Raw genomic sequence first — 3,932 nt, 5'->3', positions numbered from 1 at the left:
CCGGTAGTGTCGGTATTTCCGCTGGCCGCTATCGTCGCCCCGCTGCTGGCACCGAAGCTGACTGCCTGGTTTGTCACCGGGTTGCCGTTGGCATCGCTCACCTCTACCTGTACCTGGTTTGCAGCCGTCCCGTTCGCAATGGCGTTATCAGCCACCACCGTCAGGTCACCCGCACCAATCTGTGCCGTGCCGCCATCCGCGACAAAGGTCGTGTCAATCTGCTGGCTACTGCCGTTCACCGTGGCGGTGACTGTGCTGACGCCAGCCTTTTTGCTGCTCAAATTGACAGTGATCAGACCATTAACGTCAGTCGTACCCTGAGGAACAATGATTGCGCCGTTGCTGGCACTAAACGCTACAATGGCCCCAGTAACCGGATTACCACGGGCATCGCTTACTCTTGCCTGCACACTATTTACCGCCGTGCCATTTGCCACCGCATTGTTCTGGCTTACCGTCAACGCACCGTTAGCAATGTGGGCGGAATTGTCGTCTGCCACAAAGTTCAGTACCACGCTCTGGCTACTGCCGTTGACAGAGGCAGTGACAGTGCTACTGCCTGCCGTGGTGCTGGTGACCAGCATCTTCAGCGTGCCATCGGTGCCGGTGATTCCGGATGTCGGGATGGACGCGCCATTGGCGGCAGTAAAGTTGATCATTTGTCCAGCCACGCTGTTACCGTAAGCATCAGTGGCCCGCACCTGAACCTGGTTACTCGCCACTCCATCGGCAATAACATCATTACGGACGACCGTCAGATCCCCCGTTGCCACTCTTGCTGTGTCATTGTCAGCCACAAAGGTGACGTCGACCTTAAACGTCTGGTTGTCTGGTAACGTTGCTGTTATTGTGCTTACCCCCGCGGTTTTGCTGCTGACGTCTGCCGTCAGCGTACCGGCGGCACTGGTTTTGCCACTGTTCGTGCTGAGCATTGCCTGGTTAGAGGCAGTCAGGGACACAGGGATATCAGCCAGCGGGTTGTTATGCGCATCGGTCAGCGCCAGGGTGATGCTATTGCGATCGCTGCCATTCGCGACCGCATTATCTGCGGTCGTGGCTAACACTCCTTTACCGCTGCTGATGTCGGCCACAAAATGGGTATCAATAGATAGCTGATTCCCACCGACCGAAGCCGTCACCTTGCTGATCCCCGCTTTAGTGTTGTTCAGCGTGGTGCTAGCAAACCCGTCGCTGTTACTGATTATCGGTGTGAGAATAGCCGCACCGTTTCCGGCGCTAAACGTAACGCTGACGCCCTGTAAAGCATTGCCATTGGCGTCAACAACCTTTGCCTCAACACGGTTATTGTCGCTACCGTTTGTGACGGCATTGTCTTTCAGTAGAGTGAGTCCACCGTCCGCAATTTTCGCCGTGTCGGTATCACTGGTAAAGGCAACCGTCACCGTTTGCGAACTGTCGTTCAGGGTTGCCGTCACCTTGACGGAGCCGGCGACATGACTGATCAGCGGCATATTGACCAGTCCCTGCGCATCGCTAATCCCGGTAGCCGCAATCGTTGCCCCATTATCAGCACTGAACCATACCGTTTGATTGGCTAATGCATTGCCAAACCGATCGCTGACCCGTGCGCGTACGATATTATGATCGCTCAAATTCGCCACTGCGTTGTCTGTGACGACGGAGAAATCATCAGCAGCAATCTGCGCCGTATGTTCGTCCGCAACAAAATTAATTTGCACCTGCTGACGGCTTCCCTTCAGGGTCGCGGTCACGGTCAGTAGCCCTGCGGTCTGGCTGGTAAGTGTCGCAACGGCAAGTCCCTGATTATCGGTGATAGCCGTCGCGGCTATGCTGGCACTATTATCGGCGCTTAGTTCAATGGTCTGCCCACTTAAGGGATTTCCCTGCGCATCGGAGGCGCGGATCCGCACTTTATTCTGGCTGCTGCCATCGGCCGCTGCGTTATCGGTTAGCACCGTCAGATCACCGGTAGCAATTTGTGCACTGTCTTCGTCACTGGTCAGGGTAACCTGCGCCTGAAGTGGGGATAGCGGCGTGCCATCCACTGCCGGTATCACTGTCACCCTCCCTGCTTTAGTGCCTGAAAGGCGTGCCTCATATTGGCCCGTGGATGTTTCCTGCACGCCACTGAGCGTCGCGTGGTCAACACCTGAAACCGTAAAAGAAACTGTAGATAACCCACTGACAGCCCTTGAATAGCTGTCGTTAAGCGCCAGAGTCAAAGTACTGAATGACCTGCCGTTAGCGGCGACAGTAAGTGGTGAAGCGCTAATAGTGGAATGGGAAACATCCGGAGCCCCTTCAACGAAGTGAATAGTGACTTGACCAGTTTCCCCACTGGAGAGGCTCGCCGTCACGGTGGCTTTACCCACCACGGTACTGGTGATATCGGCACTGGCGTTACCTTCTGCATCTGTGGTACGAACCTGTTTTACTGTGGTGCCATCAGCAAAGGTCACGTTGAAGGTGACCGCTTCCCCTTTGAGGGGGTGCTGACTTTCATCCACGGTCTGGAACTGAACACTGACTGGCGTCGTACCATCTGGTGGTGCGTAATCACCGTGTACTGTTGCATCACCAGCGAAGTGTGCTGTAGGCGGCAATACTTCGACATTAAGCTGGCTTTGTGGCGACAGATTGCCTTTATTGTCTTCCGCAATCGCCGTCAGCACATAGGTATTGAGTAAACGGCTGGCATCGCTTTGCGCTGGTGATGCTGTCGACTGCGCCATTTGCACTACCTGCCATGGCGGCAGAGTTAGCGCCATATGCTTCAAATCCAGTCGTCGGATCTTGCCACCTGCAGCAATGAAGGAATCACCCTGCCAGTTGACAGATTTCACCCCGTATTTGCTGTTCACATTCAACGCGATAGTTTGCGAGCTACCGCTTTCACCCGTAATGTTTGTCGGTGAAACCGTGAGTCGAATCACCTGCTGCTTACGGTACTCAAGAACAATATCGTTGTTACGCTCGACAAAATCATAGCGGCTACGCGACAATTTACGCATCGCATCCACCGCATCAGGATCGGTGTTTTCACGCCAAGTTTTTTCCAACTGGTAGGTCAGGTCCAGCGTAAGGGTCAGCTCGCTTTGGTCAAATTTTCCCATTCGCTTCTCAGCGCTGAACGTCAGCATCGGCACCGGGGTATAATTCGCCCCCACGGTCACCGCATATGGATTTTTCTGGCGATTATCCTTACCAAACAGTGCCACCTCATCGCCGAAGTATTGTTCATAGACCAGTGAACCGCCTAACTGAGGATATGACGGCAGAAAACCATTGGCCCGCAAATCAAAACCATTCGCCGGGCGTTCATCATAATCAGCGAAATCTCGCGACTGATGCCAACCGCTTAAACGTTGATAGGAGTTAGCTGATAGTTTGAGGTAATCGCTCCACGCTTCTGCACCAAATCCCAGACGATAGTTGCTCCCGGTGATATCGCTGTCGATAAAATTGTTGAGGCCATACATCCACTTATCAGTAGGAAAAAATCGTGCCCCGATCCCGATGTTTACAGAATTACGATCGTCTTTATGCCTTGCACCAAGCTGGGCGAACAGTATATTGGAAGGGGAGTCATATAAAGGCACCAGCCAGTCGAGACTGCTGCCATTTAATTTTCCGTGCTTATTGAGGTTAATCTGCGAACGCACTGTGCCGAGCTGATTCAGCCACCCTTCTACCGAGTTGTTTATCATCCCGGACACCTGACTTCTGGCATAGTCCGACAGCGCTTCGGATGAGGCCCTATCCTCATCCGAAAGCACTGTCCCAAGGGCTACTGAACGGGTTGCCAGTTGCTGTTCAAAAGCATCCTCCGACATCTCCTCCACGCTGTTTCTGGCCGGGTAATCCCCCCATTTTTAACGGAGGCAATAAGTAGAATCAGGTCATGCGTTGAATATGCTGCATCGGCGTGTAGCCATTTAACGCCATATTCG

At 53.6% G+C, this 3,932-nt stretch carries 1 protein-coding gene; it reads right to left on the bottom strand.

Going from position 1 to position 3,932, the window contains the following annotated elements:
* A partial coding sequence (locus ACI2I2_RS23950; protein ID WP_404660189.1) for an Ig-like domain-containing protein occupies nt 1–3,815 on the bottom strand: 3,815 nt, incomplete at its 3' end.
* Nucleotides 3,816–3,932: the final 117 nt, after the last annotated feature.

The organism is Scandinavium sp. NPDC088450 (assembly GCF_044900545.1).
Taxonomy (GTDB): Bacteria; Pseudomonadota; Gammaproteobacteria; order Enterobacterales; family Enterobacteriaceae; genus Scandinavium.
Note: the sequence above shows the minus strand (reverse complement) of the source record. Positions and strands in the feature narration are given on the sequence as shown.